The organism is Sphingopyxis sp. EG6 (assembly GCF_003609815.1).
Taxonomy (GTDB): domain Bacteria; phylum Pseudomonadota; class Alphaproteobacteria; order Sphingomonadales; family Sphingomonadaceae; genus Sphingopyxis.
Genome location: NZ_AP017603.1, coordinates 432,245 through 457,103, shown reverse-complemented (window position 1 = coordinate 457,103; position 24,859 = coordinate 432,245). Strand labels below are relative to the sequence as shown.

At 64.9% G+C, this 24,859-nt stretch carries 31 protein-coding genes and 1 tRNA gene; 18 read left to right on the top strand and 14 right to left on the bottom strand.

Annotated elements, in window-relative coordinates:
* The first annotated feature begins 11 nt into the window (after positions 1-11).
* Together SPYCW_RS02265 and galU are read left to right on the top strand one after the other, a co-directional pair.
* On the top strand, positions 12-512 hold the full coding sequence (locus SPYCW_RS02265; protein WP_232014796.1) for an OmpA family protein: 501 nt from the start codon (positions 12-14) through the stop codon (positions 510-512).
* Between the two features lie 61 nt (positions 513-573).
* Complete coding sequence (gene galU, locus SPYCW_RS02260) at positions 574-1,437, top strand: UTP--glucose-1-phosphate uridylyltransferase GalU (RefSeq protein ID WP_120215408.1); 864 nt, start codon at positions 574-576, stop codon at positions 1,435-1,437.
* Positions 1,438-1,474: 37 nt separating this feature from the next.
* Here galU and aqpZ read toward each other — a convergent pair whose 3' ends face one another.
* Positions 1,475-2,200, bottom strand: coding sequence for an aquaporin Z (gene aqpZ, locus SPYCW_RS02255; protein ID WP_120215407.1), 726 nt, complete (start codon positions 2,198-2,200; stop codon positions 1,475-1,477).
* Between the two features lie 98 nt (positions 2,201-2,298).
* The gene (locus tag SPYCW_RS02250; protein ID WP_232014795.1) at positions 2,299-3,576 is read right to left on the bottom strand and encodes a methyl-accepting chemotaxis protein; all 1,278 of its coding nucleotides are present in this window, start codon (positions 3,574-3,576) and stop codon (positions 2,299-2,301) included.
* Between the two features lie 204 nt (positions 3,577-3,780).
* On the opposite strand from SPYCW_RS02250, the gene SPYCW_RS02245 reads away from it, so the two are divergent.
* The gene (locus tag SPYCW_RS02245; RefSeq protein ID WP_120215406.1) at positions 3,781-4,086 is read left to right on the top strand and encodes a hypothetical protein; all 306 of its coding nucleotides are present in this window, start codon (positions 3,781-3,783) and stop codon (positions 4,084-4,086) included.
* Between the two features lie 182 nt (positions 4,087-4,268).
* Here the strand turns inward: SPYCW_RS02245 and SPYCW_RS02240 are convergent, their stop codons facing one another.
* The gene (locus tag SPYCW_RS02240; protein WP_120215405.1) at positions 4,269-4,937 is read right to left on the bottom strand and encodes a S24 family peptidase; all 669 of its coding nucleotides are present in this window, start codon (positions 4,935-4,937) and stop codon (positions 4,269-4,271) included.
* Between the two features lie 127 nt (positions 4,938-5,064).
* Between SPYCW_RS02240 and SPYCW_RS02235 the strand changes: the two genes are divergently transcribed.
* Together SPYCW_RS02235 and SPYCW_RS02230 are read left to right on the top strand one after the other, a co-directional pair.
* The gene (locus tag SPYCW_RS02235; protein ID WP_120215404.1) at positions 5,065-5,328 is read left to right on the top strand and encodes a hypothetical protein; all 264 of its coding nucleotides are present in this window, start codon (positions 5,065-5,067) and stop codon (positions 5,326-5,328) included.
* Complete coding sequence (locus tag SPYCW_RS02230; RefSeq protein WP_232014794.1) at positions 5,325-5,651, top strand: hypothetical protein; 327 nt, start codon at positions 5,325-5,327, stop codon at positions 5,649-5,651. The genes SPYCW_RS02235 and SPYCW_RS02230 overlap by 4 nt, the downstream gene beginning before the upstream one ends.
* 165 nt (positions 5,652-5,816) lie before the next feature.
* On the opposite strand, the gene SPYCW_RS02225 is transcribed toward SPYCW_RS02230, so the two are convergent.
* Together SPYCW_RS02225 and SPYCW_RS02220 are read right to left on the bottom strand one after the other, a co-directional pair.
* Entirely contained in the window at positions 5,817-6,653 is an 837-nt protein-coding gene (locus tag SPYCW_RS02225) for a hypothetical protein (RefSeq protein WP_120215403.1), read from the bottom strand.
* Positions 6,654-6,712: 59 nt separating this feature from the next.
* Positions 6,713-7,921: a TIGR04063 family PEP-CTERM/XrtA system glycosyltransferase gene (locus SPYCW_RS02220; RefSeq protein ID WP_120215402.1), complete on the bottom strand. Its 1,209-nt coding sequence runs from the start codon at positions 7,919-7,921 to the stop codon at positions 6,713-6,715.
* A 65-nt stretch (positions 7,922-7,986) separates the two neighbouring features.
* Here SPYCW_RS02220 and SPYCW_RS18885 point away from each other — a divergent pair, with 65 nt between their 5' ends.
* The 8 genes from SPYCW_RS18885 to SPYCW_RS02185 all read left to right on the top strand — a co-directional run bounded on the left by SPYCW_RS18885 (position 7,987) and on the right by SPYCW_RS02185 (position 14,470).
* On the top strand, positions 7,987-8,142 hold the full coding sequence (locus SPYCW_RS18885) for a hypothetical protein (protein ID WP_168453685.1): 156 nt from the start codon (positions 7,987-7,989) through the stop codon (positions 8,140-8,142).
* Positions 8,135-9,517: a putative O-glycosylation ligase, exosortase A system-associated gene (locus SPYCW_RS02215; RefSeq protein WP_120215401.1), complete on the top strand. Its 1,383-nt coding sequence runs from the start codon at positions 8,135-8,137 to the stop codon at positions 9,515-9,517. The genes SPYCW_RS18885 and SPYCW_RS02215 overlap by 8 nt, the downstream gene beginning before the upstream one ends.
* 37 nt (positions 9,518-9,554) lie before the next feature.
* Complete coding sequence (locus tag SPYCW_RS02210) at positions 9,555-10,565, top strand: DNA topoisomerase IB (protein WP_120215400.1); 1,011 nt, start codon at positions 9,555-9,557, stop codon at positions 10,563-10,565.
* A 21-nt stretch (positions 10,566-10,586) separates the two neighbouring features.
* The gene (locus SPYCW_RS02205) at positions 10,587-11,792 is read left to right on the top strand and encodes a mechanosensitive ion channel family protein (RefSeq protein WP_120215399.1); all 1,206 of its coding nucleotides are present in this window, start codon (positions 10,587-10,589) and stop codon (positions 11,790-11,792) included.
* A 94-nt stretch (positions 11,793-11,886) separates the two neighbouring features.
* Positions 11,887-12,345, top strand: coding sequence for a MaoC family dehydratase (locus tag SPYCW_RS02200; protein ID WP_120215398.1), 459 nt, complete (start codon positions 11,887-11,889; stop codon positions 12,343-12,345).
* A gap of 54 nt (positions 12,346-12,399) precedes the next feature.
* Positions 12,400-13,581 (top strand): acetyl-CoA C-acyltransferase, encoded by a 1,182-nt coding sequence (locus SPYCW_RS02195; RefSeq protein WP_120215397.1) that lies wholly within the window; start codon positions 12,400-12,402, stop codon positions 13,579-13,581.
* Positions 13,581-14,165, top strand: a complete 585-nt coding sequence (locus SPYCW_RS02190; protein WP_120215396.1) for a carboxymuconolactone decarboxylase family protein — start codon at positions 13,581-13,583, stop codon at positions 14,163-14,165. Before SPYCW_RS02195 ends, SPYCW_RS02190 begins: the two co-directional genes overlap by 1 nt.
* 17 nt (positions 14,166-14,182) lie before the next feature.
* Entirely contained in the window at positions 14,183-14,470 is a 288-nt protein-coding gene (locus SPYCW_RS02185; protein ID WP_120215395.1) for a putative quinol monooxygenase, read from the top strand.
* 188 nt (positions 14,471-14,658) lie between these two features.
* Here the strand turns inward: SPYCW_RS02185 and SPYCW_RS02180 are convergent, their stop codons facing one another.
* Positions 14,659-15,078, bottom strand: coding sequence for an addiction module antidote protein (locus SPYCW_RS02180; protein WP_120215394.1), 420 nt, complete (start codon positions 15,076-15,078; stop codon positions 14,659-14,661).
* Between the two features lie 272 nt (positions 15,079-15,350).
* Here SPYCW_RS02180 and SPYCW_RS02175 point away from each other — a divergent pair, with 272 nt between their 5' ends.
* The gene (locus tag SPYCW_RS02175; protein WP_172595402.1) at positions 15,351-15,899 is read left to right on the top strand and encodes a DUF4189 domain-containing protein; all 549 of its coding nucleotides are present in this window, start codon (positions 15,351-15,353) and stop codon (positions 15,897-15,899) included.
* Positions 15,900-15,963: 64 nt separating this feature from the next.
* On the opposite strand, the gene bfr is transcribed toward SPYCW_RS02175, so the two are convergent.
* Positions 15,964-16,446 (bottom strand): bacterioferritin, encoded by a 483-nt coding sequence (bfr, locus tag SPYCW_RS02170; protein ID WP_120215392.1) that lies wholly within the window; start codon positions 16,444-16,446, stop codon positions 15,964-15,966.
* A gap of 100 nt (positions 16,447-16,546) precedes the next feature.
* Complete coding sequence (locus SPYCW_RS02165; RefSeq protein ID WP_037513974.1) at positions 16,547-16,720, bottom strand: (2Fe-2S)-binding protein; 174 nt, start codon at positions 16,718-16,720, stop codon at positions 16,547-16,549.
* A 181-nt stretch (positions 16,721-16,901) separates the two neighbouring features.
* Between SPYCW_RS02165 and purS the strand changes: the two genes are divergently transcribed.
* Positions 16,902-17,132, top strand: coding sequence for a phosphoribosylformylglycinamidine synthase subunit PurS (gene purS / locus SPYCW_RS02160; protein WP_037513977.1), 231 nt, complete (start codon positions 16,902-16,904; stop codon positions 17,130-17,132).
* Between the two features lie 14 nt (positions 17,133-17,146).
* Complete coding sequence (gene purQ / locus SPYCW_RS02155; protein ID WP_120215391.1) at positions 17,147-17,812, top strand: phosphoribosylformylglycinamidine synthase subunit PurQ; 666 nt, start codon at positions 17,147-17,149, stop codon at positions 17,810-17,812.
* Here purQ and SPYCW_RS02150 read toward each other — a convergent pair.
* Positions 17,774-18,169 carry a hypothetical protein gene (locus tag SPYCW_RS02150; protein ID WP_120215390.1) on the bottom strand — a complete coding sequence of 132 codons (396 nt, stop codon included), beginning with the start codon at positions 18,167-18,169 and terminating at the stop codon, positions 17,774-17,776. The genes purQ and SPYCW_RS02150 overlap by 39 nt on opposite strands.
* Before the next feature lie 3 nt (positions 18,170-18,172).
* Entirely contained in the window at positions 18,173-18,961 is a 789-nt protein-coding gene (locus SPYCW_RS02145; protein WP_120215389.1) for a queuosine precursor transporter, read from the bottom strand.
* A 59-nt stretch (positions 18,962-19,020) separates the two neighbouring features.
* Here SPYCW_RS02145 and SPYCW_RS02140 point away from each other — a divergent pair.
* Positions 19,021-19,097 (top strand) — tRNA-Arg (locus SPYCW_RS02140).
* 83 nt (positions 19,098-19,180) lie between these two features.
* On the opposite strand, the gene SPYCW_RS02135 is transcribed toward SPYCW_RS02140, so the two are convergent.
* Positions 19,181-19,576, bottom strand: coding sequence for a VOC family protein (locus SPYCW_RS02135; protein WP_120215388.1), 396 nt, complete (start codon positions 19,574-19,576; stop codon positions 19,181-19,183).
* A gap of 86 nt (positions 19,577-19,662) precedes the next feature.
* On the opposite strand from SPYCW_RS02135, the gene soxR reads away from it, so the two are divergent.
* Positions 19,663-20,133: a redox-sensitive transcriptional activator SoxR gene (gene soxR, locus SPYCW_RS02130; RefSeq protein WP_120215387.1), complete on the top strand. Its 471-nt coding sequence runs from the start codon at positions 19,663-19,665 to the stop codon at positions 20,131-20,133.
* A gap of 194 nt (positions 20,134-20,327) precedes the next feature.
* On the opposite strand, the gene SPYCW_RS02125 is transcribed toward soxR, so the two are convergent.
* From SPYCW_RS02125 to SPYCW_RS02115, 3 genes are all read right to left on the bottom strand, one after another.
* Positions 20,328-23,222, bottom strand: a complete 2,895-nt coding sequence (locus SPYCW_RS02125) for a M16 family metallopeptidase (protein ID WP_120215386.1) — start codon at positions 23,220-23,222, stop codon at positions 20,328-20,330.
* Positions 23,223-23,343: 121 nt separating this feature from the next.
* Complete coding sequence (locus SPYCW_RS02120) at positions 23,344-24,138, bottom strand: sterol desaturase family protein (RefSeq protein WP_120215385.1); 795 nt, start codon at positions 24,136-24,138, stop codon at positions 23,344-23,346.
* Between the two features lie 14 nt (positions 24,139-24,152).
* Positions 24,153-24,794: a methyltransferase family protein gene (locus tag SPYCW_RS02115; RefSeq protein WP_120215384.1), complete on the bottom strand. Its 642-nt coding sequence runs from the start codon at positions 24,792-24,794 to the stop codon at positions 24,153-24,155.
* Between the last annotated feature and the right edge of the window lie 65 nt (positions 24,795-24,859).

Here is a 24,859-nt window from a genome sequence, read left to right as displayed (position 1 = left end):
GGAGTATCGCCGTGACCCAGACTATCCCCCAATCGATCCGAAGCGCGCTTCTCATCGTCTGCGCCGCGCTGCTGGCCGCATGCCAGAGCGTACCGACCCCGACCGGCTTTACACCCGAGCAGGTCGCCGTGTTGAAGGCCGAAGGCTTTGTCGACCAGGGCTTCGACTGGTCGCTCAGCATGCCCGAACGGCTCTTGTTCGAGACCAACGAGAGCGCGATCTCGGCCGAGCAGCAGGCGCAGATCGCCCGCATCGCCTCGCGTCTGGTCGGGGTGGGCATTACAACGGCGCGCGTCGAGGGGCATACCGATTCAGTCGGAACCGCGGCCTATAATCTGACGCTGTCGCAAGCGCGCGCGGTCGCGGTCGCGGCACCGATGCAGGCGGCGGGGATGCAGCTTTCGCCCGACCAGATCATCGGACGCGGCGAAGCCGTGCCGATGTCGAGCAACGATACCGACGAGGGTCGCCAGGACAATCGCCGGGTGGTGGTGATCGTGACCCCGCAATAATCGGGCGGACCGTGACCGGCCCGCCTTTTCTTGTGCCGCTATCGCCGCTAAGCCCCCGCCCATGAAACCGATCCGCAAAGCCGTTTTTCCCGTCGCCGGTCTCGGCACGCGCTTTCTGCCCGCGACCAAGGCGATCCCGAAGGAGATGCTGCCGGTCGTCGATCGGCCGCTGATCCAATATGCGGTCGACGAGGCGCGCGAGGCGGGGATCGAGCAGATGATCTTTGTCACTGGGCGCGGCAAGAGTGCGATCGAAGATCATTTCGACATCGCGTTCGAGCTGGAAAAGACGATGTCCGAACGCGGCAAGGATTTGTCGGTGCTCGAGGCGACGCGGCTGGGCCCCGGCGCCTGCGCCTATGTCCGCCAGCAGGAGCCGATGGGGCTGGGCCACGCCATCTGGTGCGCGCGCGACATCGTCGGCGACGAGCCCTTTGCCATCTTCCTGCCCGACGAGTTCATGCACGGCTCGCCCGGCTGCATGAAGCAGATGGTCGATGCCTATCACAAGGTTGGTGGCAATCTGATCTCGGTGCTCGAAGTGCCGCGCGAGCAGGTCTCCTCCTATGGCGTGATCGCCCCCGGCGCGCGCGATGGGGCGCTGACCGAGGTCAGAGGTCTTGTCGAAAAGCCCAAGGTCGCGGATGCGCCGTCGAACCTGATCATCTCTGGCCGCTATATCCTCCAACCCGAAGTGATGCGGGTGCTCGAGGGGCAGGAAAAGGGCGCGGGCGGGGAGATCCAGCTGACCGACGCGATGGCATCGATGATCGGCAGCCAGCCGTTCCACGCGGTGACCTTCGACGGCGCGCGGTACGACTGCGGGTCGAAGGCGGGCTATATCCAGGCCAATCTGGCGGTCGCGCTGGAACGCCCCGACATGGCCGACGAAGTGCGCGCCTTTGCGATTGACCTGTTGAAGTAAGGCCGGCGGAGGCGCCCCGCCCCCGCCGGATCAATGCTTATTCGCCCTCGATATTCGGTTTCGCGAAGGTGTCGGCGCCCAGCGTCTTGTAGAGCAGGCCGCCCACGGCGCCGCCGATCAAGGGCGCGATCCAGAACAGCCAGAGTTGCTGGATCGCCAGCCCGCCAACGACCAGCGCCGGGCCGGTGCTGCGCGCCGGATTGACCGAGGTGTTGGTGACCGGGATCGAGATCAGGTGGATCAGCGTCAGCGCCAGCCCGATGGCGAGCGGCGCGAAGCCGGCGGGCGCGCGGCCATCGGTCGATCCCATGATGATCCACAGGAAGAAGGCGGTCAGCACAATTTCGATCAGGAAGGCCGACCAGATATCGTAGCCGCCCGGCGAACCCGTGTCGAAGCCATTGGCGGCGAGCCCGTTGGTCGCAAGGTCATAGGCCGGACTGCCGCTGGCGATGTAGAACAGCAGGAACGCCGCGATGACCGCGCCGACCACCTGCGCCCCGACATAGAGCGGGATGTCGCGCGCGTCGAAGCGCCCGCCCGCCCACAGGCCGACGGTGACCGCAGGGTTGAGATGGCAGCCCGAGATATGGCCGATCGCATAGGCCATGGTGACGACCGTCAGACCGAACGCCAGCGATACGCCGAGCAGGCCGATGCCGACATCGGGGAAGGCCGCCGCCAGTACTGCGCTGCCGCAGCCGCCGAAGACAAGCCAGAAAGTGCCGATCAACTCGGCCAAGCCTTTTTGCATATTCGTCATGTGACCCTCCTCCCCACCGGCGGCCATCGACGCCCCCGGCGCCGCACCATCCTATCAGGGCTGGGCGGGCGAGCAAGTCTTTGCGGGGGCGCCGAATTTCAGGCGGCGGCGACGGTTTCGACAAAATGGCGCGCGCGTTGGTCGAGCGATCGGGCCGCCGCGGTGAGGCCGGCCGACAATTGGCCCAGCGCCTGCGCGCCGTCGCCGACCGCACTCGCGCCATGGCCGATTTGCTGGACGCGATGGTCGATCTCGCGGCCCGCCGACACCGCCTGTTCGACATAGCTCGCAATCATCAGCGTCGTCGCGCTCTGGCCGTCGACGGCGCGGTCGATCGCGTCGGAGAAGCCGTTGTTGGCGTCGATCGCCCGTTCTACCTCGGCAAAGCCCGCGGCGACCTGGCCGACGATATCGCGGATCCGGTCGACATATTGGGCGATGTCGCCCGCCGCCGAGCGGGTCTGGCCGGCGAGCGTTTTCACTTCGGCGGCGACCACGGCAAAGCCGCGCCCGGCTTCTCCCGCGTGCGCGGCCTCGATCCCGGCGTTGAGCGCGAGCATGTTGGTACGGCTCGCCATGTCGATGATCAGCGCCAGCATCTGTTCGATCGACTGGCTGGCCGCCTTGAGCGCCGCGGCGCGTTCGCCCGCCTGCTGGACCTTGCGATGCGCCTCGCCGCGAATGGCGCGGGCGCGCGAACCGTCATCGACGATCTTTGCCATCGTCGCCGCCAGCGCATGGCCACGATGGCCGAGTTCATCGAGCCCCGCCAAGGTCTGCGCCGTCGCGCCCGCAACGGTCACTGCGTCGTGTCCGGTACGCCGCGCGCGATCGGAGAGGCCGTCCGCAACGGTTTCAACCTCGCGCGCCATATCCGCCAGCGCCGTAGTCAGCGCCGCAATATCCTGTTGAAACGCCTGCCCGGCTTCGTCGACGCACGTCGCGCGGTCCAACCGCTCCTGCGCCAGCTCGACGTCGCGCAGCATTGCCAGCCGCGCGAGCTGGCCGCTGTCGAGCGTTTCGACAAAGCGCCCGCGGTCGACGAGGATCAACTCGCCCTTGCCGCGCCCCGATGCCGCGATGCGGAGCAGGTCGGTGGTCGGTTTCGCAATATCGGCGACCGGGCAAGGATCGATCATCGACGCGATCGAGCCGCCGATCGTCGGGTTCTGCATCAGCGAGAACCAGAAAGGGCAAAACAGCAGTTCGCGCACCCGCTGTTCGCGGATGACCCCGACCGGGCGCGCGTTGGCGTCGAGAACCGCAACGGCGCGCAGTTCGGAATCGGCGCGAAACAGGTCGATCACGTCGGACATATGGGCATCGACGGCGACCGCGGCGGCGTGGCCCGATGAGGGTGACAAAATGGTGTCCATGACGGGCGTGGTTTCTCTTCGCGCTGCGGCTATCGCTTCACGGCTCGACCTAAGGGGCGTTGGTAAACACGACTTTAACCATTTGTTTCAATGGTGTGACACAGGGCCGCACGATGGCGGCGATCCATCGCAATATCCTGTTCAGATCACGCCCGCTATGCGATGAGGCGGCGAGCGACCGAGTAGCGGGGCGAGGAGAAGACCATGCGTGCCATCATCATCGTCGTTGCGGCGCTGCCGCTGCTCACCGGCTGTGTCAGCGCCGTAAAAACCGTGGTGACCGCGCCGGTCAAAGCGGTCGGGCAGGTCGCCGACTGGACGACGACCAGCCAGGACGAGGCCGACCGCAACCGCGGCCGCGAGATGCGCAAGCGCGAGGAACAACTGGGCAAGCTGGCGCGCGAGCGCGACAAGGCGGCGGAGAAATGCCGCGACGGCAAGGCCGAGCAGTGTGAGCGCGCTGAAGTACTAGACCATGAAATCGAAGCGGTGATGGCGGAGCCTCGGTAGCGCGGCGACCCCCGTTTGATCCTCCCTGTCGCGCAGCGATGGGGAGGTGGCAGCGCGAAGCGCTGACGGAGGGGCTTTGGCGCTACCGTCGCCGCCCCTCCACCATTCGCTTCGTGAACGGTCCCGCTGGCGCTGCGCGCCGTCTGCGACTCCCCCATGGCTTCGCCACAGGGAGGATCAAGCTACCGCACCCGCCGCCCCGTCCACACAACGCGGCCGACCAGTTGCAGCGATGTCATCGGCAGGTCGTCCCAGCTGCGGTAATGCGGGTTGTCGCTGATCACCGAAATGCGGCCCGGCCCCGGGGCGCGCGCGACGCGTTTGACCATCAATACATCGTCCATGCGCAGCACATAGATGCCGTCGCGCAGCCGCGCCGCCGCATCGCCGCCATCGACCAATATGTCGTCGCCGTCGTTCAGCGTCGGCGCCATCGAATCGCCCTCGACCCGGATTATGCTGAGCGCGCGGGGGTCGGCGCCGAGGTCGCGCAGCCATTTGGGATCGAACGCGACCTCGCCCTCGATCGCTTCGCCCTCGACGCTGGCGCCCGCGCCCGCGGAGGCGCCGATCGCCAATTTGGGGACGAGGATCATGCCGGGACCGCGCATCCGCGCCGGGGTCGCGACGCGTTGCACCGGACCGCCGAGCAACGCTTCGGATACCCCCAGATAAGCCGCGATCCGGGCCCGGTCCTGTTCGGCGAGCCGCCGCGGCGAACCGCGTTTGATATATTGCTGGATATAGGCGGGGTTGCGCCCGATCACCTGCGACAGGCGCGCGTAATCGATGCCCTTGTCGGTCAACAGGCGGTCCAGCGCAGCGCGCGGATCGGCAACATGGTCGCTCATGGACTAGTCCTTCCTATTTCGTCTCTAGCAAGCGGATTTTTCCTAGACAAGTAGGAAAACGACGTTCAGATAGGATTTATCCTATCGGGTGAGTCGCCCGGTTGTCGACGCGGTCAGGGAGGAAGCTATGGAGCGCACATTGTTGCAACGGATCGACGCGTTTCTGAAGGAATCGGCGATGCCGCCGACCGTGTTCGGGCGCGCGGCGGTGCGCGATCCGCGGCTGGTCAGCGATTTGCGCGAGGGGCGCGAGCCCGGCCGCCAGCTGATCTGCCGCGTGGAACATTTCATGAACATATGGCGTGCCGAGCGCCATGCGGGACGTGTCGCGCCGCAGGGCGACCGGCGGACGCGGGGCTATCGCCGGGTGGCGAAGGGAGCCGAGGCATGACGCGCTGGTCACCCGTGCAGGCGCGCCGTCCCGGCTGTCCGCACCGCCGGTTGCGCCACCTGTTGGGCGAAGCCCTGCCGCCGGGGCTGACGATCGGTGCGTCGACGTTCCGGCCATGGGCGAGCGCAAATTTCGTCGGCGCGCGTCACCTGTTTCCGTGCGACCTGGCGGCGGGTGAAGTCGCGGCGGTCAGCGCCGCGTTGCAGGGGGCGTTGAGCGCGACTGAATGGGCGCTGCCGGGCCATGTCGTCGCCGATGTCGCGGTCGAATGCGGGGCCGCGCCGGACGCGTTGCGGATCGAGATCTTGACGGTGGAGGATTGAGGGGTGGGCGATGGAGCGGCGCGCGCCCGGATTTTCTCCAGATTTGCCCCGACCTTGCCGAAGCCTGTCCTGAGCGCCTGCAAGGCAGTCGAAGGGGGCGTCTATTCCGAGAAGCGCCCTTCGACAGGCTCAGGGCTACGGTTCAACCGGAGCGGAGCAATGTCCCTAACCCACCGACTGGCGGGTCATTCGTTGCAGGGTGCTGAGCGCGGCTTCGAGGGCGAAATCGACCTCGGGCTCGACCGCAAGTGCCGGTTCATCGGGCGCATCGACCGCGGCGGCCGCGGTCGGTTCGCGGCGGCGCGCCAGCCCCGCCTCGAGCCGCGCGACCATGGCGCCGAGCGAATTGTCGGTGGGCGCGGGCAGTGGCGGCGCCTTCATATCGGCGGGTTGCAGCCAGGGCTCGTCACCCGTGGGCTCGTCCTCCGTCGGCGCGAGATCGGCGAGCACCAGCTCGTCGGCATTTTGTTCGGCAAATTCGCCGAGCCACAGGTCGGCTTCGGCGCTGCGGTCGGCGGCATCGCGGTCGGCGGTCAGCGGTCCCAGCCCGCCCGCGGGCAGATCGCGGCCGGCGCGGATCGGGGGACGCAGCGAATCGTCGGGGTGGAGATCGACGCGGCGGCGGCGGGTCCAAAAGGCGTCGCCATCCTCGTCGGCGTCCGCCGCGGGCGCGCGGCGGAAGCGGCCGCGCAGCGAGGTCAGTCCCGCCGCTTCGGGCTGCGCGATCAGCAGCGCGACCAGCCCCGCGATCAGCGACGCGATCGCCGCCATGCCGAGTGCGAGCACCAGCCGCCCGGCGTTGCCGATCGGCGGCACGAAATAATCCGACAGCCGGTCGAGATAGAGGTTCCAGCCAATCCCAACGACCCACGACATCGGCATCACGGCAGCGAACAGGAAGGTCAGCGCGGCGGCGCCGATCGCCGCGGGCATCGCGGGGCGCAGCGCGCGGAGGAGCGCACTGGCTTGGCCTTGGCCGGGGGTGTCGCTGGTCTCGTCCATATCGTCCAATTCCGTGCGGCCCGCGCGGGGCCCAAATCTCGTTTATTCGGGCGGCGCGCTCAGGCGCCGCCGCGCAGCAATCGCTGGTAAACCGGCTCGTAACGTAAAATGTTTGATGACCAGTTACGATGGGTTTCGACGAAAATACGTGCGGTGCGCCTTCGTTCCGCCCAATCGCCCTGATTCTCGAGCAGCTTCGCAAGCGCATCGGCAATCGCTTTGGGGTCGTCGGGCGCGAACAGCGTGCCGGTGACGCCATCCTCGATCAGTTCGCGGTGGCCGCCGACATCGGACGCCGCGACCAGCTTGCCCTGCGCCATGGCTTCCAGCGGCTTGAGCGGGGTGACGAGGTCGGTGAGCCGCATTTTCTTGCGCGGATAGGCGAGAATGTCGATCAGCGAATAATAACGCTCGACTTCCTGATGCGGGACGCGGCCGACGAAATGGATTTGCGCCGCCGCTGACGACGCCGCGGCCTGTGCCTTCAGCGCCGCCTCCATCGGACCGCCGCCGACGAGCAGCAACCGCGCCTTCGGCTGCGCCGCGACCAGCGCGGGCATTGCGGCGATCAGATCGTCGATCCCTTCATAGTCGTAAAAGCTGCCGATATAGCCGATGACGGCATCGTCGGCGGCGATCCCCAGCGTGTCCGCCAGCGCATCGTCGCGCGGCGGCGGGTCGCCGAACAGGTCCAAATCGACGCCGTTCGGGGACACGGTGATCTTGGCAGGATCGATCCCGCGCGCGATCAGGTCGCCGCGCAAGCCTTCGCAGATCACCGCGACGGCATCGGCGGCCTTCACCGCGCGGGTTTCGAGCATCTTGGTCAGCCGATAGCGCAAGCTGCCTTCGCGCCCGGTGCCATTGCCGACCGAGGCATCCTCCCAAAAGGCGCGGATTTCATAGATGACGGGGATGCCGAGATGTTTGCCGACGCGCAGTGCCGCGAGCCCGTCCAGCACCGGCGAATGCGCGTGGAGTACGTCAGGTTTCCATGTGTGCGCCAATGCCTCGACCCGCCGCGCCAGCGCGCCAATTTCGCGCCATTCGTTGATGACTGGCATTCCGGGCGCGATCGCGGGGGTCCGATAGAAGGTCAGGCCATCGACGGTCTCGCCATCCGGCCCGGGTTCGGGGTGGCGCACCCCGGTCACCCCTGCAACCTCCCACCCTTTTGCCACCTGCGCCTTCATCAAGGCGCGAGTGCGAAAGGTGTAGCCGCTGTGCGTGGGCAGGCTATGATCGAGGACGTGCAATATGCGGGTCATGGGCTAGCGCTTTGACATACTAGCGTTAACGCAGCGTCAACCCCGATCGCGTAGCGGGAGCGGACATGGTCGACAATTTTTCCATTGGCCTGACGCACGTCCTGATGGCGATCGCGTTATGGCGCCTGCTGCACCGCGACGATCTCGACCGCGAGGTCAGCCCCCGCCTGCAGTGGCAGCAGCGCCGCGACGCCGAAACGGACGACCGCGCCGATGCGTGACATTGCGTTCGTCGCCTTTCTGTTTGCCTTTATCGGGATCGGTTTCCGCAAGCCGTTCCTGCTCGTGCTGTGCTTTTGCTACATCGACATCGTGGCGCCGCAGCGGCTGAGCTATTTCCTGATCAATTCGATCCCGATTTCGCTAATCGTGTTCGGGCTGGCGATCGCCGGCTGGCTGGCGATCGACGACAAGCGCGACACGCGCTGGTCGGGGCGGCAGACATTGCTGGTCGTGCTGCTCGCCTATTGCTGGATGACCACCGTCTCGGCCGACTTTCCGGTCGAAGCCGCCGACAAGTGGGACTGGGTGTGGAAAGCGCTGGTGTGGGCGATATTCCTGCCACTGACGCTGCGCACCAAGCTGCGCATCGAAGCGCTGGCGCTGATCATGCTGCTTTCGGCGGCGTCGATCGCGATTGCGGGCGGGCTCAAGACCGCGGCAGGCGGTGGTGGGTACGGATCGCTGCAATTGCTGCTCAACGAGAATTTCGGGCTGTACGAAGGGTCGATCATGTCGACCGTCGGCATCGCGATCATCCCGTTGATCCTGTGGTATCGCCGCCATGGCACGATCTTCCCGCCCGACTGGCGGGTTTCGCTATTCTGTTTCGCACTTTGTTTTGCGTGCATGTTGCTGCCGGTGGGAACGCAGGCGCGGACCGGGCTCGTCTGTCTTGCCGTGCTCGCGGTGCTGTCGCTGCGCGCGGTCAAGCATCGCCTGCTCTATATGGCCGGCGCGGGGTTGCTGGCGATCGCGGCGGTGCCGTTCCTGCCGCAAAGCTTTACCGAGCGGATGGAAACGATCCAGGGTTACAAGTCCGACCAGTCGGCATCGACGCGCGTCGCGGTGTGGGCGTGGACATGGGATTACGCCAAGGAAAACCCGTTCGGCGGCGGCTTCAACGCCTATATCCAGAACCGCCTGCGCGTCGAGACGGCGGGATCGGATTATGACCCCGACCGCGCGCAACCGGGCGGTCCGATGGTGCACGAAGATGCGGGGCGCGCCTATCATTCGAGCTATTTCGAGATGCTGGGTGAGCAAGGCTATCCGGGGCTGGCGCTGTGGTTGTTGCTGCACGTCGTGGGCATCGTCCAGATGGAGCGGCTGCGCCGCCGCTATCTGAAGACGCGGCGCGGCGAGGAGCAATGGATTGCGCCGCTGGCGACCGCGCTCCAGCACGGCCATATCATCTATATGGTCGGGTCGCTGTTCGTCGGCATCGCGTTTCAGCCATTTATCTACATGATGCTGGCGCTGGAAATCGGGCTGTCGACCTATTGCCGCCGCCGCGAGCAAGAGGCCGGATGGCGCCCGCTGATGGCGCGTCCGGCAGAGGTTCCGGCGCGGCATTCGCTCCCCGACGCGCGCTGAGGCGGAACCAAAAGGCAAGGCAGCGCGCTAATGCGCCATGCCCTCCCCGCGCCTGATCCATGTCGACGACGGCCTGCCCGGCATCAGCCGCGAGCGCGTCGGCGACCGCTGGCGATACCGCGACCCGCAAGGCCGGATCATCCGCGACCGCGATGAGATTGCCCGGCTGAACGCGATCGCCCTGCCACCGGCGTATGAAGACGCCTGGTATTGCCCCGCCGCCAACGGTCATATCCTGGCGACCGGTTACGATGCGCGCGGGCGCAAGCAATATCGCTATCACCCCGGTTTCCGGCTGGCGCGCGAGGCCGACAAATATGACCGCTGCGCCGCCTTTGGCCATGCGCTGCCGCTGCTCCGCGCGCGACTGGAGAGCGATCTGGCGCGGCTGAGCCTGTGCCAGGAGCGCGTCGTCGGCGCGGTCGTCCGCTTGCTCGATCTCGCCGCGCTGCGCGTCGGCAACGAACAATATGTCGCGGCGAACAAGAGTTTCGGCGCAACCACACTGCGCCGCCGCCACGCCAAACTGACCGGTCAGACGCTGCGCCTGAGCTACCGCGCCAAGGGCGGTGCGCAGCGCGAGGTGGCTATCAGCGACCGCAATATCACGACGCTGGTGCGGCGATTGCAGGACCTGCCGGGGCAGCATCTGTTCCAGTATCGCGACGACAGCGGTGTCTGCGCGGTCGGATCGGACGATGTCAACGCCTATATCCGCGAGGCGATGGGCGGCGATTTCAGCGCCAAGCATTTCCGCACCTGGACCGCGAGCGTCGAGGCTTATGCCTATCTGTTCGATGCGCCCGAGCCGCCGACCCTGAAAGCGATGGTCGAACATGTCGCCGACCGGCTGGGCAACACCCCGGCGATCGCGCGTAAATCCTATGTCCACCCCGCGATGATCGCGGCGGCGCAGGCGCGCGGCGATTTTGCCGCCGCCGCGGGGCCGTTGCCGCGCGCGGCGAAATATCTTTCGCGTTACGAGCGCGGGTTTTTGACCTATCTGGAGCGGGCGCCCGATGCCGCGGCGCTGCTTCGTTCCGCCTGATTCACACGCAAGAGGACCGATTTGACCTTTTCAATCCTTGCGGCCGCCACCGCCGCCGCCAAGCCCGCATCGACCCGCCCCGCCGCCGCGACCAACCCGATCGAGGACATCCGCCTGTGGTGGGACAGCAGCATCGCGTGGGTGAACAGCCACTGGCTGCAGATTGGCATCGCGATCGCCGCGGGCCTCGCCATTTATTTCCTGCTGTCGATGCTGCGCGGCTTTGCGCTGAAGCGCGCGCAGGCGACGCCGGGCGAATTCACCCTGACTCATATCGTCGGGCGGGTGATCCACAAGACCAAGTCGTTCGTGCTGGCAATCGTCGCGGTGCGGCTGGTCGCCGGCTATGCGCAGCCGCCCGCGGTGATCATGCAGATCATCCAGCTGGTGTTCACCGTCGCCGTCGTGCTGCAGGTCGCGATCTGGGCGCGCGAGGTCATATTGGGGTTGATCCAGCGCCGCGCGTCGGACGGGCATAACGAGACGCTGGCGAATGCGATGGGGATCATCCGCCTGCTGATCAGCGTCGCGCTGTTTGCGATCGCGGCGATCGTCATCCTCGACAATATGGGAGTCAATGTCACCGGGCTGGTCGCCGGGCTTGGCATCGGCGGCATCGCGATCGGCTTGGCCGCGCAGGGTATCTTCTCCGACCTCTTCGCGTCGCTGTCGATCATTTTCGACCGGCCGTTCCGCGTCGGCGAGACGATCAAATATGACACCAGCACTGCGACGGTGGAGCGCATCGGGCTGAAAAGCACGCGGCTGCGCTCGATCAACGGTGAGCTGCTCGTCGTCTCGAACACCAATTTGCTGGCGAAAGAGATTACCAACTTTGCCCATCTGCACCGCCGCCGTGTGACCTTTGCGATCGGGGTCATCTACCAGACCAGCCCCGCGATGCTGCGCGAGCTGCCCGCGTTGCTGGAGGAACAGGTGCGCGCGGCGGGGCATGAGTTCATCCGGTCGAGCTTCGTCACCTTCGGGCCGTCGAGCCTGGATTTCGAACTGTTGTTCGACGTGTACAGCGAGGATTTCGACGTCGTGACCGCGGCGCGGACCGAGGTCGGGATCCGGCTGTTCGAGGCGATGGAGAAGGCGGGGTATGAATTTGCCTATCCGACCCAGACGACCTTTACCGCGGCGCCCGACGGGACGATGATCATGCCCTTTGCCGAGTCCCCGAAACCCAAGGCGGCGGCGGCAAAGGCAGCCAAGCCAAGCTGACGCTACGGCGCCTTGGGATGACCGCATGGCCCTTGTGCAACGCGTCCCGACAGGCCTAGAACGCGCCCCGAACCAATGATCGAGGGGATAAGCCATGGCCACAATCACGCCGCAGGAATTGCAGACCAAGGTCGGCGAGCATCTGGGCACGTCGGATTGGGTGCTGGTCGATCAAGAGATGATCAACAAGTTCGCCGATGCGACAGGCGACCACCAGTTCATCCATGTCGACGAGGAAAAGGCGAAGATGACGCCCTTCGGCGGCACGATCGCGCATGGCTTTCTGACGCTGTCGTTGATGCCGATGCTCGGAGCGAGCACCGACGGCCCCAAGGTCGGCGGCGTCAAGATGGGCGTGAACTATGGCTGCAACAAGGTCCGCTTCCTGTCGCCCGTCCGCTCGGGCAAGCGCGTGCGCAGCCATGTGAAGCTGCTCGAGCTCGAGGAAAAGCGCCCCGGCCAGTGGCAGCAGACCAATGAAGTGACCGTCGAGATCGAGGGCGAGGAAAAGCCCGCGCTGATCGCCGAATGGATCAGCCAGTTTTTCGTTTGAGCATAGCCCTCCCCGGCAAAGATTCAGCCAAGTTCATCGAAGAGGAATTTCATCATGCGTGACGCCGTCATCGTTTCCACCGCCCGCACCCCGCTGACCAAGGCAGGCCGCGGTTCGTTCAACAACACGCTGGCGCCGACGCTCGGCTCCTTCTCGGTCAAGGCCGCGGTCGAGCGCGCGGGCCTGGAAGGCGGCGAAATCGACGACGTGGTGTTCGGCGCGGCGATGCAGCAGGGGTCGCAGACGATGAACGTCGCGCGGTTGATCGCGCTGCGTTCGGGATTGCCCGTCACCGTCCCCGGCATGTCGATCGACCGCCAATGCTCGTCGGGCCTGATGACGATCGCGACCGCGGCGAAGCAGATCATCGTCGACCGCCAGGACATCTGCGTCGCCGGCGGCATCGAAAGCATCTCGAAGGTCAGCGGCAGCGGCAAGGCGTTCATCGAAACCGATGCCGAGCTGATCGCGATGCACAAGGACACCTATATGCCGATGATCGGCACCGCCGAGGTGGTCGCGAAGCGCTATAACATCAGCCGCGAATATCAGGATGAATATTCGCTCCAGTCGCAGCAGCGCACCGCCGCCGCGCAGGCCGCAGGCAAATATGACGACGAGATCGTCGCGTGCAACGCCACCATGGCGGTGATGAACAAGGAAACCAAGGAAGTCAGCTTCCACGATGTCGTCGCCGACAAGGACGAATGCAACCGCGCCGATACGACGCTGGAAGGGCTCGCCAGCCTGAAGCCGGTGATGGGCGAAGGCCATACGATCACCGCGGGCAACGCCAGCCAGCTCGCCGATGGCTCCTCGGCGTGCGTCGTGATGGAAGCCAAGGTCGCCGAAAAGCGCGGGCTCCAGCCGCTCGGCCGCTATGTCGGCATGGCGGTCGCGGGCACCGAACCTGACGAAATGGGCATCGGTCCGGTGTTTGCGATCCCCAAGCTGCTCGAACGCTTCGAGCTCAAGATGGACGACATCGGTCTGTGGGAACTCAACGAAGCCTTCGCGGTGCAGGTGCTCTATTGCCGCGATAAGCTCGGCATTCCGAACGAGCTGCTCAACGTCAACGGCGGCTCGATCTCGATCGGCCACCCGTTCGGCATGACCGGCGCGCGCTGCGTCGGCCACGCGCTGATCGAAGGCAAGCGCCGCGGCGTCAAATATGCCGTCGTCACGATGTGCATCGGCGGCGGCCAGGGCGCAGCGGGCCTGTTCGAGGTCTTCTGATGCGCCTCAGCGCTCCGCGTATCGAGCCGGTCAACTTGGACCGGCTCGATGCCGACCAGCGCGCCGCGCTCGAACCCTTCCTTTCCACCGAGGGTGGAAAGGTCGGGGGCGGCAAGATTCTCAATATCTTCCGCACCCTCGCCCACGCGCCCAAGGCGCTCACCGCCTTCCTCGGCTGGGGCAATTATATCCTGTCGAAGCGCAACGCGCTGTGCCCGCGCGACCGTGAGCTCGTCATCCTGCGCACCGGCTATAATTGTCGTTCGGGCTATGAATGGACGCAGCACAAGCGGATCGGGCTCGACTGCGGGCTGACCGACGCCGAGATCGCGCGGATCAAGGCGGGGCCGGGTGCAGACGGCTGGAATGATCTCGACCGCGCTATGCTGTGCGCGACCGACGAGCTGACCGCCGATCATTTCGTCACCGATGCGACTTGGACGGCGCTGGCACCACTTGGCGACAAGGGCCGCATGGATCTGGTGATGACGGTCGGCCAGTACACGCAGGTTTCGATGATCCTGAACAGCTTCGGCATCCAGGTCGAGGACGGCTGGGACGTCGATCCCGATCTTCGCAAATAGAACAAGGAGAGAGAAACATGGCCATCGGCATCATCGCCACGCTGCGCGTGCAGCCCGGCAAGGAAGCGGAATTCGAGGGCGTGTTCGCCGAACTGGCGCCCGCGGTCGCCGCGAACGAGCCCGAAAACAGCTATTACCGATTGTTCCGCACGGGCGAGGCGGGCGTGTACAAGGTGCTGGAATGTTATGACGACGAAGCGGCGGTCGAAGCCCACCGCGCGTCGGACCATTTCCGCAGCCTCGGCGCGAAGCTGGGGCCGTGCCTGGCGGGGGCGCCGGAGATCGAGAAGCTGAGCGCCGCATAAGAGCCGGTTGGGGTAACGGGATTCGAGCGGTTGCTGCCGTGCCTTCTCCCCTCCCTTTTAGGGAGGGGCTGGGGGTGGGTAGCCGCCGAAGTCGGCATTCCGCCTCGGCTCGCTTCGCTCGCACCCACCCCTAACCCCTCCCTGGAAGGAAGGGGAATGGCTTAAAACCACCCCAAGGCAGACGTCGGCTAAACCCGCCCCGGCGCCCGCGCGCGGATGAAATTTTCCAGCGCGACGAAGATCATCTCGCGCGCGTCGCTGCCCAGCATTTCGGCGGTCAGCACGTCGAAGGCGACGCGGTCGCCATGCGCGGCGGCGGTGACCATGTCCGCCAGCAGCGCTTCGTCGAAGCTGGCGCGGGGGCAGCATGGCGGGGCGACGGCAAAGGGGTCGGGCCAGCTGTGGCCGATCGCCTCGACGACCAGCCGGTAACGCCGGGCGGCGAGGACGTTGCCCCATCGCCGCTCCAGTTCGGGCATCGGGTCGCGATCGTTGCGGCGGCAGACGATGCAATAGCGCAGCGCCAGCACGGCCTGCGCCGCCTCGACCGACAGGTCGCGGATCAGCGGCTGCGTCGTCAGTTGCCGGATCAGGGTGTTGCTGTGCATGGCTTTATCGTCTCCCGGCGGTTGCCGTCCTCCCTCCCCGCTTTCGAAAAAGATGCCGGTCGCCACGAAGCAGCGACCGGCAGGAGGGGACTGCCCGACCTTGCTATTGCGAATTAGTCGCAAATTCAAGTGAAAATATTTGAGGATGCGTCATGCCCGCGCTTCGGCCGTTGCACGGCAGTCCACCGCGACTTTTCCGCCTTAGTACATTGGCGCGGCTTGCGCCGGTCGCCGAGCCGGGCTGTGTGCCTGGCACGCGAGGAGGCAAGTTCATGGGCAAGGTGCGCCGGTTCTTGGCGGTGGCGATCGCGGTGGGCGTTGCGGCGGCCGCAGTCCCGGCCGGTGCCGAAGGCGGTTGCCCGGCGGGCCTTCAGCCCTGGCGCGTCCCGATCCAGGGGCCCGGTGACTGCGTGCCGATTCCGGGCTATCACGACGCGCCGGACCAGCAGGCCCAGCCTGCGCCGCGCCCGTTGCCGCTCGAATGGTTTTCAACGTCCTCGGCCGTGGCGTTCGGAAGCCGGAAGCGCGACGCCGCGTTCCCGACCGATTTCGTCTATTTCAAAACCTCGATTTCCGACGAGGCGGATGCCAGGGAGCTGGCGGTCGCGAAATGCGCCGAAAAGGCCTTGTTCAACTGTGCGCTGGTCGGATCGATCACCAACGGCTTCATCGCCGTCTATAGCGACAGGCAGGACAGACTGGCCGCGCATGGCGGCCCCGACCGGGACGAAGTGATCCGCGAAATTCACGAGAGATGCGCAGCCGCCAATCAGGTCTGCAAAATTCGCCAGCTAATCGACTCGTCGCCGATCCGCATGTGACCGGCGCGCGAGAACCCACCGTCGCGCACCGCGACCGCGAGTTCCTGCGTGCCGATCGATGGAATCAGTCGTCGTGGGCGGGCTTGGACTGGAGCTGGATATAATTGGCGATGCCCATCCGCTCGATCATCTCGAACTGCTTTTCCAGCTCGTCGACATGGTGTTCCTCGCTTTCGAGGATATCGGCGAACAGGTCGCGGCTCACATAGTCGCGGACGCTTTCGGCGTGCGCGATCGCATCTTTCAGCAACGGGATCGCTTCTTCCTCGAGCGCCAGGTCGGCCTTCAATATCTCTTCGACCGTTTCGCCGACGCGCAGGCGGCCCAGCATCTGGAAATTGGGCAGCCCGCCCAGGAACAGAATGCGGTCGGCCAGCTTGTCGGCGTGCTTCATTTCGTCGATCGATTCCTCGCGCTCGAAATGCGCCAGCTTCGCGACGCCCCAATTGTCGAGCATCCGGTAATGCAGCCAATATTGGTTGATTGCGGTCAGCTCGTTCTTCAACGCCTCGTTGAGGAAATCGATGACCTTTTCGTCGCCCTTCATGCTGTCTGTCCTGTCATATGTTCCTGAAATGGGATGCGCGCATTATACGCGCCCCGGCCCCATCAGGCCAAGGTCAAAAACGGCAGAAAACCAAGAAAAATCAGGCGGTCGCGGCGACGTCGCTGATGATATTGCGAGCAAAAGGCAGGCATTGGCCGCATTTGGGTTTGCGACCCAATTGCGCATAAGCCGCCTTGGCACAGCGCAACTGGCCATCGCGCGCGACATCGCGCAGCTGGCTTTCCCTTATTGCGTTGCAGACACAGACGACCATGTGCGAATCCTTCTCAACAATGCCCATGTAGGGCTAGTGCGAGAGATTCGCAACAGGAAAGATGCGACTGGTTCGCAATCCGAACGGCCACTTTTTTCGCGGTTCCGGCCCTTGCCCGAAAAGTGATTCGCGGGCATAGGCGCGCCCATCTTCCCCGCACTTCTTTGCAAAGGCCCGCCCCATGAAAGTGAATGTCTATGTGACGCTGAAGCCGGGGGTTCTCGACCCGCAGGGCAAGGCGATCCATCATGCACTCGAAGGGCTGGGATTTGGCGGCGTCGCCGATGTGCGCGCGGGTCGCTTCATCGAACTCGACGTCGCTGACGGCACGAGCGATGCCGATCTCGACGCGATGTGCGCAAAACTGCTCGCCAACACGGTGATCGAAAACTACCGCATCGAACGTCCGTAACGGGAGCGAAGCCCATGAAGACCGCCGTCATCGTCTTTCCCGGCTCGAACTGCGATCGCGACATGGCGGTCGCGCTGGAGCAGGTGACAGGCCGTGCTCCCGCGATGGTGTGGCACCGCGACACCGACCTGCCGGACGGCACCGATTTCATCGCGCTGCCCGGCGGTTTCTCCTACGGCGATTACCTTCGCTCGGGCGCGATGGCGGCGCGGTCGCCGATCCTGCGTAGCGTCGCCGATGCCGCGGCGCGCGGCGTCCCGGTGCTCGGCGTGTGCAACGGGTTCCAGGTGCTGACCGAAGCGCAGTTGCTGCCCGGCGCCCTGATGCGCAACGCGGGCCTCAACTTCGTGTGCCGCACCGTGCCGCTCAAGGTCGAAAACAGCCAGTCGCTGTTTACCGCGAGCTATAATGCGGGCGAGGAAATCAATATTCCCGTCGCCCACCATGACGGCAATTACTTTGCCGATGCCGCAACGCTCGACCGGATCGAGGGCGAAGGGCGCGTTGCGTTCCGTTATGCCGACAGCGTCAACGGGTCGGCGCGCGACATCGCGGGCGTGCTCAATGATGCGGGCAATGTGCTCGGCATGATGCCGCACCCCGAACGCGCGATCGACCGCGCCCACGGCGGCACCGACGGGCTACGCCTGTTCGAGGCGGCGCTCGGTGTCCTCGCCTGACATTTCGCTCGCCATAACCGCCGCATCCTTTGTGCGCGGTTGTAACCAGCGTCCGACGAGCAGCAGCACCGTCGGCCAGAAGATCGTGTTCCAGATGTCGTGCCAATGCGCCGCGTCGGGCTGGATGGTCGCATCACCCATCTCGCGCGTCATGTCGAGCCATTCGCCCCCGATCGCCATCACCAGAACCGCCAGCCACGCAACCAGCCAGCCGCCGCGCCAGCGCCAGAACAGGCGAATGATCAGGAACAGCGACAGCCCGAAATAGATGTGCAGCGCGTCCTTGTCCAACCCGCTCAATTCGACCAGCGAGGCCTTCCGCTCGCCAAACAGCGAGGCAATTTCAATCAGCGTCATCGATCAGACCTTGGCCGCGAACGGGGTAAAATTGGTGCCTTCGTCGAATACGTCGACACCTTCGCGGCGTTTCAACGCCCCCACCACCACATAGGTTGCGGGGGTCAGCGCGGCTTCCCAGGCGACCTTCATCGCCCAGTTCGTCACCATCACCAGCAGCACCTGTTCGGTTTCCCAGATGCCGAGGAAGGCGATCGGGTAAAAGATCAGGCTGTCGATCCCCTGGCCGACGATCGTCGACCCGATCGTGCGCATCCACAAAAAGCGCCCGCCGGTCGCGATCTTCATCCGCGCCAGGACATAGGAATTCACAAACTCGCCCGCCCAAAAGGCCGCGATCGACGCCAGCACGATCCGCCACGCGCTGCCGAACACGCTTTCATACGTCGCCTGGCACACCGCGCCGCTGCCGCTCGCCTCGCCCGATTTCAAGGTCAGGCTTTCGGTGCCGCTGCACCACCAATCCTGCGCCGGGGGCATCGCCAGCACGACCCAGCTCATCACCGCCATAAAGACAAGCGCCCCGAAACCCGTCCAGATCACGCGCCGCGCGCGCGCATAGCCATAGACTTCGGTCAGCACGTCGCCGATGACATAACCAATCGGGAAAAACAGGATCCCGGCGCCAAAGGTCAGCCCGCCGAGCGTCGACAGCTTTGACGCGCCGATGATGTTGGACAGCAGCAGCACCGTGACGAACGCCGCCATGACCAGGTCATAATAGCGAAAGTGGCGAACGCTGGACGCGCTGACGGCTGCGGGTCGGTTGGGGAAAGCGGCGGGCTCGGTCATCGGGACGCTGCTTAACCTGCTTTGCAGCCCGCGCAAACCACGCTATTCGCGCGAACCAAGCGCCCGTAGCTCAGCTGGATAGAGCACCCGCCTTCTAAGCGGGTGGTCGCAGGTTCGAATCCTGCCGGGCGCGCCATTTCCTGCGCAGGCGACATCAGCACAACAGGGACGGCTCCGCATGACATCCATCGCTTTCATTCGGGACGTCAAGCCGTCGTTTCAACCCGCGTCGGCCTCGGCATAGCTCACGACTTCATATTCGATGCCGTCGGGGTCGAGGAAATAGAAGCGGCGGCCGGGTGCGTAATCGCCGTGGTTGAAAGGGACCAGTCCGGCCGCCCTGACCCGCGCCTCGACCATGTCGAGGTCATCGACCTGGATACCGAGATGATTGAGCGGTTCGCCCTTGGGGTAGCGCGCGTCGGCGTGCTGATCGTCGGGGCCGGTGTAGAGCGCGACATAGGCGGCATCGCTGCCCAGGTGGATCGTCCGCCCGCCGTCGCGGGCCGGGCCGCGCCAGCGTTCGTGCCAGCCGAAGATGGCGGACAGCAGGATAGCGGTGCGGTCGGGGTCGCTGACCGTCACATTGACATGCTCGATAAAGGAATGCGTCACGCGGTTGCTCCTGATTCGGGTTGACGCGGCGGGTATTGCAAGCTCAACTGAGGTTTAGGTCAAGCCCATTTGTCCAAGGAGCCACGATGCACCGCACCGACCTGATACCGATCGGCGACCTTGCCGCGCGCACCGGGGTCGCGGTGTCGGCGATCCGTTTCTACGAAGCGAGGGGGCTGCTCGCGGCGCTGCGCACGCGCGGCGGTCAGCGCCGCTTCCTGCGCGCCGACATTCGCCGTGTGTCGTTCATCCTGATCGCGCAGCAATTGGGATTGAGCCTCGAAGAGATCGCCGCCGAACTGGCGCGGCTGCCCGCCGGCCGTACGCCCAACGCCGCCGACTGGGCACGGATCAGCGCCGGCTTGCACGCGCGGATCGCCGAGCAGATTGCGGCGCTCGAACGCACGCAGGAGCTTTTGGGCAATTGCATCGGTTGCGGCTGCCTGAGCCTCAAGAAATGTGGGCTGTACAACCGCGCCGACAAGGCCGCGCAGCGCGGGGCGGGGCCGCGTTATGTGCTGGGGGATCGCGCGGGAGAGATCGCCGAGGTCCGGTGAGGTCGGTTTTGGGGTGGTTTTAAGCCATTCCCCTCCCTTCCAGGGAGGGGTTAGGGGTGGGTGCGAGCGAAGCGAGCCGAGGCGGAATGCCGCCTTCGGCGGCTACCCACCCCCAGCCCCTCCCTAAAAGGGAGGGGAGAAGACATGTCCGCAACCGGTCGCTAGCCGCCATACCGCCGCGCAAAAATGGTTTGCTACTTCCCCGCCTTGTCGCTCACCGCCTTGATCACCAGCGCCTTGTCATCGACCAGATAGCGGCGCGCCAGCGTCTGTAGGTCGGCGGGGGTTGCGGCTTCGACTTCACCGATGCCCTTGCGGCTGCGGTCGAGGCGGTCGGCCTGGCTGGTCGCTTCGGCGACATAGTTCAGCCAATAGGCGTTTTCTCGGCGCGACTTGGTCATCGCCTCGACCAGCGGCTTGCGGGCGCGGTCGAGCAGGTCTTGGTCGACGGGCGCGTCGCGGAGTTCCTTGGCGATCGCGAAGATCGCGGCACGGGTGGTCGCCAGATCTTTGTGATCGACATTGCTGGCGGCGAACAGGTGGCCATAGCCCGGAAACTCGTCCGACAGGCTGGCGGCGGCGCCGGGACTGTAGCTTTCGCCAAGCTTTTCCCGCAATTCTTCGGTCAGCTTCAATTGCATCACCCGCACCAGCAGATTGAGCCGCATCGCTTCGGCAAGGTCGCTGTCGTCGCGCGCGGGCCAATAGACGCGCAGTTCGGCCTGTTCGGCCGGCCCCTTGTGGATCAGCGTCCGTTCGCTGCGGTCGCTGGCATATTCGCGCACGCGCGCGTCGGCGCGCGGGTCGAACGCGGCGCGGCGTTCGGGCAATGCGCCGAAGGTCGCGGCGATGGCGTCGATCGCCGCCTGTTCGTCGATGTCGCCGACGACGCCGATTTCGATCGCACCCTTGGCAAAGCTGTCAGCCACCACCGGTTTCAGCTGCGCCCAGTCGAGCGTCATCAGCTTTTCAAGCGGCGGGGTCTGCGAGCGCGGATCGTCATTGGCAAGGATGCCGCCCGCGTCGCGGCCGATCACCGCCGCCGGGGTCGCGTCGTTCGCCGCATATTGTTGCGGCAGCACGCGGCGGATCAGCGCCAGGCCGTCGGCGCGGTAGCCGGGATGGGTCAGGAACGCCGCCATCAACTTGGCCTGGAGCGCAAAATCGCCCGGCGAGCTGGTTGCGGTGCCGCCGAAGAAATCGGCACCGCTGCCAAAATTGGGGCTGACGGTCCGGCCCGCGAGGATCGATCGCAGATCGTCGACGCTGTGCGCCTCCAGCCCGCCCAGCACCATCGACCCCGCCAGCGCGACACGGGTCGGGTCGTCGCGGGTCGCGAGCAGATTGCCGCCATCGACGCGCACCGACAGATAGACGGTTTCCTTCTGAAAATCGGTTTTCTTGATGTTGAGCATCACATTATTGGCAAAGCGGATGCGGCGGATACCAAGATCCTCGACGCGGTTGTCGCTGACGATTTTGCCGGGGGTGCCGAAATTGTCATAGGCGAAGGCAGCGTTCGCGGCCTGCGTCGGGGCGGCAACGGCAACCTGCGCCGAGGCGCGGAGCGCGGCGAGGATGGCATCGGTGCCGCCCTCGATCGGCTTTTTCGCCGAAACCCGCGCCAGCGGAGCGCTGAGGCCGTCCATCCGTTTGCGGAACGCCGCGGTCACCGCGGCGGCGCTGAGCGATGGCGCGGTCGCCTCGAACAAGGCTTGCGAGGTTTCGGGGCGCACGAACACAAAATCGCCCTTGGCCGCGGCGACCAGCGTGTCGGCGAGCGCGTCGCTACGCCGCGTCGTCACCCCGGCGACGGCATTCTTGAACGCGGTGCGACGGTTCGCGAGCTGCTCGTCGACTTCGGCCTGCGTGAAGCCATGCTGGATGGCACGGCGCTGTTCCTGTTCGATCAGCGCCAGCGCCTCTTTCCATGCGCCTTCCTTGGCGACAGCGCCGAAGGTGACCTGATCGAAAACTTTCCAGCCCCCGGCTTCGGCGAAATAGCCGGCAAGGATCGGTGAATCTTCGCTCAACGCGATCTTGGCCAGTCGGCGGCTCACGATCGCTTCGCCGACATCTTCCGCCAAGGTGCGGGCGCGCTTCGCCTTGGTGTCGGCTTCTTCGACCCAGGGCTTGAACGCGGCGATCGTCACCATGTCCTGGATCGCGGGGTCGATGAAGTCATCGGCCGCTGCGGCGCGGCGATAATCGATGGTACCGATGTCGGGATCGGGCCCGGCCGGCCCCCGTCCGCGCCAGTCACCAAAGCGCGCCTTGATCTTGGCTTCCACCACTGCCGGATCGAAGTCGCCGACCATCACCAAGGTCGCGCGCTCGGGGCGGTAATAGCGGTCGTAGAGGTCACGCAGGCGGGCAGCGGGGGCGGTCTTGATCACCTCCTCGGTGCCGACGGGAATGCGGCTTGCGACCTTCATGCCCTGCATCTGGAAATCGAGCTGATCGATCAGATTGCGGAGCTGATAAGTATCGCGCGCGCGCCGTTCGGACAGGATGATGCCGCGCTCGCGGTCGACTGCCGCGGGGTCGATCGTGAGCTCGCTGGCGGTTTCGCGCATCAGCATCAGCCCGGTGTCGATCAGATCGTCCGAGGCGTTCGGCAGGTCGAGCTTGTACACCGTCTCGTCGAACCCGGTCGAGGCGTTGGTGTCGGCGCCGAACGCCAGCCCCTTGCGCTCGAGCAGCTTGATCATCTCGCCCTCGGGTACGTTGGTCGAACCGTTGAACGCCATATGCTCAAGGAAATGGGCGAGGCCGCGCTGGTCGTCGGCCTCGGCAAAGCTACCGACGTCGAAACGCATGCGCAGGACGACGCTGTCCTTGGGCGTGCTGTTTTGCAGCAGCGCATATTTCATGCCGTTGGGCAGGACGCCGAAGACGATGTTGGGATCGGCCGGCACATCGCTGGCGGCGAAGTTCCATGCTTTGGCTGCGGCGGTTTGCGGATTGATCGCCGTCGCCGCTGAAGTCGGCGGCGCGGCATCCCGGGCATCGGCCGGTACGGCTGTCGCGATCAAAAGGATGAGGGGCGAAAGCGCGGTCGAGGCGCGCCGGACAAGCGATTTGGTCATCGAACCGATGTGGCCACCGCCCCGCAAACGGTCAAGCCGTGGTTATGCCATGCGGTTGATGCGTTCGACGGACGACATCTGGCGTTACGGTGCTACCCCAACCTCGTCCTATTTCGCGGAATCAATTTTGTGGGGCGGCGTCGGCTCTGCTTTGGAAAGGATAGAGTAGCTGACGACCGTAGGTTCCTGGCACAGGTTCCTCAATTCCGTAGCGTGTGGGCAAACTGTCGCGGCGCATATGTGCGGTACCGAAGATTATGTCCCAGACGGGAAATTGGCCCGAAAAATTTTTGTTCCACGCCTCGGGGTGATCAGCATGATGCCAGTGATGGAAACAGGGTGAAGCGACCACCCAATGAAGCGCGCCAAAACCTATCCGAACATTCGCATGCAGAATCAATGAATGCCATTGATACAGCAGGAAAAAAGCCGCCATCGCGCTGCCCGAAAAGCCGAGAGCGAAGATCGGCACGAGGGTTGCCCCTTTTGTCACTATCTGATCGATAGGATGGACGCGGTGCGCCGCCAGCCAATCAAGCTCTTCGATGCTGTGATGGATTGCGTGGAACCGCCAAAGCGCAGGGATGGTGTGGAACAGCCGGTGCACGACGTAGAAGCCGAAATCCGCGAAGAGCAGCAGCACGACGACCTGAAGCCAGAACGGTTGCGCCGCCACCGCAGCCCGAAACTCGACCGGGATAAACGCTGAGCCAAGCAGGCTTCCCAGCACCGCGAGCAGCAACATCCCAATGCCGATCGGAACACGGTTCAGCAGGAAATAGACAATGTCATTGAGCCATGAACGGCGAAAGGTGCGCTGATCGGGGCGAGCGGGGAACAGGCGTTCGAGTGGTACGAAGATCAGCGCCACCAACAGCGCGTTTTCCAGATCCACCAATGCCAACAAATATTCCACGGCCCGGACATCCGTCAAAACAGGTACGGCACCAGCCGGTAGCGCACCTTTCGGCCAAATTCCTGATAGACTGGGTCAGCCATCAATACGCGCTCTTCGGCCAGAATACGAGAGATGTTGAGCGCGAGCGCTATGCCATAGACGGCAAAGTTCCAGTAATTTGGGCCGCTCAGAAAAAACCCGAGATGCGTGATCGCGTAACCAGCATACATCGGATGGCGCATAAACCGATATGGACCGCTCACCTTTACGCCTCTGTTGGCCGCGATGACGCCGAAACTGCGCCGCAGCGTAAACTTCGCGTAAACCTGAAACAACATGCCACCGACGATCAGGAAACTGCACAGCGCCAGAGGCACCACAGGCGCGTCGCTGGACGCTATTACCAGCATGGGGGCCAGCGTGCCGCCGAAGCCCAGCGCCCAGTCGAGCGGACGCAGCGAAATATTGTTCGTTGCGCGGCGAAACAGCACGAAAAATACAACGCACCCCTCCGCGAGGAGGAGAAACCAGTTCTGATAGTGGCCAGTTTCTATGGCCGACGGAATCAATCTGGATGCGAGCGTCCCCAACAGCGCAACGACGACAACTTTCTCCAGCAAGTCCAAGCTGAAGGCGTGTCTGCTTGTTTGCGCCTGGTCACCCGTTGCCATCATGATGTCTTGCCCCCACTAGATCAGGAGAATGGGATAGCGTCAGGTTGGTTACCAATCAGATAAGA